The sequence below is a fragment of the Paraburkholderia madseniana genome (assembly GCF_009690905.1).
In the GTDB taxonomy this organism is placed as follows: Bacteria; Pseudomonadota; Gammaproteobacteria; order Burkholderiales; family Burkholderiaceae; genus Paraburkholderia; species Paraburkholderia madseniana.
In genome coordinates, this window is record NZ_VOSW01000219.1 from 1 (window position 1) to 4,204 (window position 4,204).

8 protein-coding genes are annotated in these 4,204 nt (G+C 61.7%); 6 read left to right on the forward strand and 2 right to left on the reverse strand.

Features of this window, described 5'->3' with window-relative positions; all coding sequences use genetic code 11:
* The 5 genes from FSO04_RS47300 to FSO04_RS45140 form a co-directional block, all read left to right on the forward strand.
* The coding region (locus tag FSO04_RS47300) for a hypothetical protein (protein ID WP_206753091.1) at positions 1-301 on the forward strand (301 nt) is incomplete at its 5' end.
* 482 nt (positions 302-783) lie between these two features.
* Complete coding sequence (locus FSO04_RS45125) at positions 784-1,170, forward strand: HU family DNA-binding protein (protein ID WP_414693531.1); 387 nt, start codon at positions 784-786, stop codon at positions 1,168-1,170.
* A gap of 203 nt (positions 1,171-1,373) precedes the next feature.
* On the forward strand, positions 1,374-1,580 hold the full coding sequence (locus FSO04_RS45130) for a hypothetical protein (RefSeq protein ID WP_115779613.1): 207 nt from the start codon (positions 1,374-1,376) through the stop codon (positions 1,578-1,580).
* Between the two features lie 185 nt (positions 1,581-1,765).
* Positions 1,766-2,206, forward strand: coding sequence for an SET domain-containing protein (locus tag FSO04_RS45135; protein WP_154567876.1), 441 nt, complete (start codon positions 1,766-1,768; stop codon positions 2,204-2,206).
* A gap of 20 nt (positions 2,207-2,226) precedes the next feature.
* A complete protein-coding gene (locus FSO04_RS45140; protein WP_154567878.1) occupies positions 2,227-2,421 on the forward strand; it encodes a hypothetical protein in 195 nt (64 codons plus the stop codon).
* 780 nt (positions 2,422-3,201) lie between these two features.
* On the opposite strand, the gene FSO04_RS48455 is transcribed toward FSO04_RS45140, so the two are convergent.
* Together FSO04_RS48455 and FSO04_RS45145 are read right to left on the reverse strand one after the other, a co-directional pair.
* Positions 3,202-3,324 (reverse strand): hypothetical protein, encoded by a 123-nt coding sequence (locus tag FSO04_RS48455; RefSeq protein WP_267905118.1) that lies wholly within the window; start codon positions 3,322-3,324, stop codon positions 3,202-3,204.
* 41 nt (positions 3,325-3,365) lie between these two features.
* Positions 3,366-3,749 carry a hypothetical protein gene (locus FSO04_RS45145; RefSeq protein WP_154567880.1) on the reverse strand — a complete coding sequence of 128 codons (384 nt, stop codon included), beginning with the start codon at positions 3,747-3,749 and terminating at the stop codon, positions 3,366-3,368.
* On the opposite strand from FSO04_RS45145, the gene FSO04_RS48160 reads away from it, so the two are divergent.
* Positions 3,742-4,029 carry a hypothetical protein gene (locus tag FSO04_RS48160; protein WP_414693532.1) on the forward strand — a complete coding sequence of 96 codons (288 nt, stop codon included), beginning with the start codon at positions 3,742-3,744 and terminating at the stop codon, positions 4,027-4,029. The genes FSO04_RS45145 and FSO04_RS48160 overlap by 8 nt on opposite strands.
* Positions 4,030-4,204 lie beyond the last annotated feature (175 nt).

Genomic DNA, 4,204 nt, shown 5'->3' on the forward strand with positions numbered 1-4,204 from the left:
TTCGCTTCCACAATTCGTCGTCAATTATTGGCTTGCCCATCCCCTTGACTCCGTCGTCACGACGACCAAGGTTAACAGCATGTCCATGAAGTTAACAGCCCCTTCAAGTCTTTTTGAAACCGTCTCTAAATCTGTTAATAGTTTTCAACTAATTTTGTCATCACTGCCGGCATCGGTCTTCGGTGCCATCGTTCCACTGGAATTGAATGGCATGCCGTGGCCAGCCACCTCACTCGCGTTCCCGCCGCGTCTGGTCTGCCACGGCCTGCGTTATCCGGTACAGCCGGGCTGCTTCGGCTAGCTTGTTCGCCTTGCGCCAGAACGCGCCGTCCGCCTTCGTGCGGGCCACAAATTCGCGATAGTCCGCCGCCAGACGAGCAGCCATCGGCTCGGCCTTGATGACGCGCGCCGGCGAGGGAAAGGGCAGGGCTACCTGACAGATGCCGTCGCCGGCGCGCACCTGGCGTGACCATGCTGGGCACCGACGGGTAGCTGGCTCGCGTGCAGCCGGATCAATGCGATGCGGCCCGGACGCCGGACAGCACGCAGGGCGCAGACGCAGAAGGCGCGGACCGCCAGCGGGCGCTCCATCCGACGTACCCGACGGTGCGCGCGGGCGCGCCGGGAGCGACCGCATTGCCCCGCCGGTGCGTCGCCGGAGCGGGCTACGCCCGCCTGGTCATCAAACTCATGCCGCTGACACGGGCGATCGACAGCACCAGGATGCGACCGGTGCACAGGCCCGGTTTAACGGTGGCGTCATGCACCGCTTACGCCTGTGACATGCGTGCAGTGCCTGTGATCGCGGATCAGTCCGGCCGCCGGCTGATTGCGCAAAGGCGCGGGGATCGGGTACGGTGGCGACATTCACAACCACAAAGAGGAAAAGCAATGAACAAGCAGGAACTGGTGGATGCGGTCGCCGCGAAGACGGGCGGGAGCAAGGCGGCGACGGGCGACGCGATCGATGCAGTGATTGCCGCGATCACTGGCGCGGTGACAAAGGGCGACACCGTGCAGCTGATCGGCTTTGGATCGTTTTCGACGGGTGCACGCGCCGCGCGGGTCGGCCGCAATCCGTCGACCGGCGCCGAGATCCAGATCCCGGCCGCGAAGACCGTCAAGTTCACGGCGGGCAAGGCGTTCAAGGATGCCGTGAACGGCGCCTGAGACCGGACGCAAGCCATCGGCCGGATTTCTGCCGATGGCGCGGGCTGCCGGCAGGGTAGCCGCTCCAGGTGCTGGCGGCAGCAACGGCACGGAGTGATCGGGCAAGGCCTGGACCTCGGCCAGCCGGCCTGGTAGCATCAGTGCGAGATGCCGCGACGTACTGCGGCCCCTGCGATTCGCTGCATGTCTAGATAGATAGCCGTATGGAAAAGAAACGATCGCGGACCGGGCGCGAAATCTCGTGCCCAACGATCGGTGCGTTACTGCGCTACCGGACGCGCATCGTGCGCGTCATTGCGGAAGCCCGCGGGCAACGCGCGATGATTGAATCGCTCGACACCACAGGCAGGACCTTCGTGAGCACGGTGAAGTGGGTCAGCCTGCGTGAGCTGGGTAATCAGCTTTTCTGAAGCTGGATCTCTTCGCGTGCCGATCGGTCGGTCATTCCGGGATGCCTGCGGAACAGATACTGTGCCTCTCCAGCGTCGATATGGCCGCCGGTGCCCGAACGTCGTAAGTGCCTGCTCATCCCATCGCACTGGATGCGGAAATTTGTTGCTCGTATACTGGTGCTGACATCGGGAAAGGACAGAGTATGCGGCGCGTGATTGTCCGGCGGTCTCCAGTTCACGGCAAAGGCGTGTTCGCCATGCATGCGCTCGCGGCGGGCGAGCGCGTGCTTGAGTACAAGGGTGAAATTACCTCGTGGCGAAATGCGGTGCGCCGTCACCAGCGCGAAGGCGTCGAAGGCCATACGTTTCTTTTCGGGCTGTCGGATGGGCGGGTGATCGACGGCAGCCGTGGCGGCAATAGCGCGCGCTGGCTCAATCACGCCTGTGAGCCGAACTGCGAGACTATCGAAGACGGCGGTCGCATTTTCATCCACACGCTCCGGCCGATCGGGGTCGGTGAAGAACTGTTCATTGAATATCTGCTCGCCACGGAGGATCCGCTGGATGAAGACGTCCGGGCGCAGTACGCGTGTCGGTGCGCCGCGGCGGACTGTCGTCACTCGATGCTGGCCGACGCAGCGTGAACAGCGGGGCGGAGGAGGTAGTGGGCAGCATCGCTATCCCGAACATTGCTGAGAGTCCGAAGCGGGAGAGTGATGGATTTGTCCGGCTCGGCGTGGATGTGGTTTTCCATCTCGATGTGCTGAAGCCACCGTCGCCAAAGGGAAATGTATCCGACGGTGCTCCTGGCGCAAACGCGAAGAAACAGATGTCGCTGGAGCTTGACGATTGGTCGTGACGTCGATGCCAGCGCGTATCTCGACAGCTATAGGGGAGCGGCCTCATGCATAAGCGGAAGTTCGCACGAAAGAGAGCAGGGGGAGTGAGTCTGCCGGAACTGCTGGACCAGCTTGAACTGGCATTGGCGGGGACGCCCGCTCGCACGTCCGTCTGTCGGGCGCTGTCGGATCTGAACCGGCGGCTCGGCTCGACCAGCGACAAAACTGCTGCACGGGCCAGTCGATCTTCGTCGCCGCGGCGTCGGCGCCAAACTGCCGTCGAAACTTTGCCACTGTTTTCGTGAGTGGTGCTCCGACGGGGGATTGGCACGTCCCACTGAATCGGCCAGGAACATCGAGCGGTTTTCGAGAACTTCTGGTTTGTCGGCGTCGCGCAGCGTTCAAGCCCAATGACCGCCCCGGGCGTCGGTCTCAATGTTGCCGAGATAGGTACCGACCAGTTCGCTCATGCGCAGGCCGTCGCAAACGCGAAGTCCTGCACGAGCGCTGGCGCTGCGCCGCCGGTGACTCCAAGCCATAAAACTATCCAAGTTCGCCGGTCATGTCGCGGCGAGCATCTACCCGCGCTCGGCAAAAGTGTGCAACGTGTCGAGCACGGTTCAGCGACCGGTCTCGCGTATTCTGACTCCAGCGAACGGATGGCCAGCAGATAACGGTGCGTCATCAGTCAGCGGAAGATCGCGTCACTCCTGAGTCGCGGTATAGCAACTCGGCGCCGTTTTTGCTGGTGAGGTGCCTTGCCAACAGCGCTTCATTTCGCCTGTGTTCGTATCTAGTCTTCACGCATTGCCGCCGCCATCCGCAGCCAGTTGGTAGTGGCCTGATGCCGTGGGCGAAGCATCATGCGATGCTTGGCCGCAGCCAGTGAGGATCAGGGATAGCGCAATTGGGATGAGTTTCATATGGCTTTTCCTTGGTGTCCAAAGCGGTGCTGCAAAGAATGTTAGTCGTTGAAATTCTGCAGCGCAGCGTTCAACTGCACGACAAGTCCGGTGATAAGTAGGATCAGGCCGAATGCCTGCGCACGCGATGTAAGCGCTTGAAAGCGCCTTGACCGTGGAAAAAATACCACCGACTCCACGACTCCTAGCACGACGACCGAATAGCACAAAAACGACATGAAGAACTTCACCGTGATCGCGGCGGATGGAAGTGTGTGACCGATGCTCGCACCAATCAGGGCACCGATAGGGGTAACCGTGTGAGCCCAGATGAGCACGCCCGCCACCCAATGGACCATGAATGCCTTCATCGCATCGCTTTTTGCGACCATCCCCGACAATACCAGTACGCCAATGAGACCGTAGATGATGGCGGCGATGTTCAAAAGCTTGTACGGAATCAGGTCGGACCGACCTGATCAGCTGCGCTTCGCTAGTTGGGCAGCTGTGGTCAATGTGGTTGGCCGATGTTCAACAATTGGCGTGCCGCCGCCCGACGTGGTCGCTCCGGCAGCGGTGGTCGTCGTGTCGCCGGGTTGGCATGGCGACCGTTACTGCGACGGACGCCGCTACTGGGATCGCGACGAATGGGAAGAGCGTCATCGCCATCACGGGCATGGGCCCGATCACTGTCCGCCGGGACCTGCGAAAAAAGGCGAGTGCTGATCAGCGTTTCGAACTGCGGCCGCGAGGAAGGACGTAAGTGCGTTCGAGCGGCTGTGTTCCGGCACCCCCGTTTGCTTAGTGCCCGGCACACATCAAGCGGTCGACTCAACGTGACGCCGCGACGCCGCTCACCCGTCGAGCGAAGCGTCCGGGAACGCGTCGCAGAGAAACTACA

Excerpts from the sequence above, each read along its gene's own strand:
- FSO04_RS48455 (WP_267905118.1), bottom strand. The coding sequence starts at position 3,324 with ATGAAACTCATCCCAATTGCGCTATCCCTGATCCTCACTGGCTGCGGC.
- FSO04_RS45130 (WP_115779613.1), top strand. The coding sequence starts at position 1,374 with ATGGAAAAGAAACGATCGCGGACCGGGCGCGAAATCTCGTGCCCAACG.
- FSO04_RS48160 (WP_414693532.1), top strand. The coding sequence starts at position 3,742 with ATGTTCAAAAGCTTGTACGGAATCAGGTCGGACCGACCTGATCAGCTG.
- FSO04_RS45125 (WP_414693531.1), top strand. The coding sequence starts at position 784 with ATGCGTGCAGTGCCTGTGATCGCGGATCAGTCCGGCCGCCGGCTGATT.
- FSO04_RS45135 (WP_154567876.1), top strand. The coding sequence starts at position 1,766 with ATGCGGCGCGTGATTGTCCGGCGGTCTCCAGTTCACGGCAAAGGCGTG.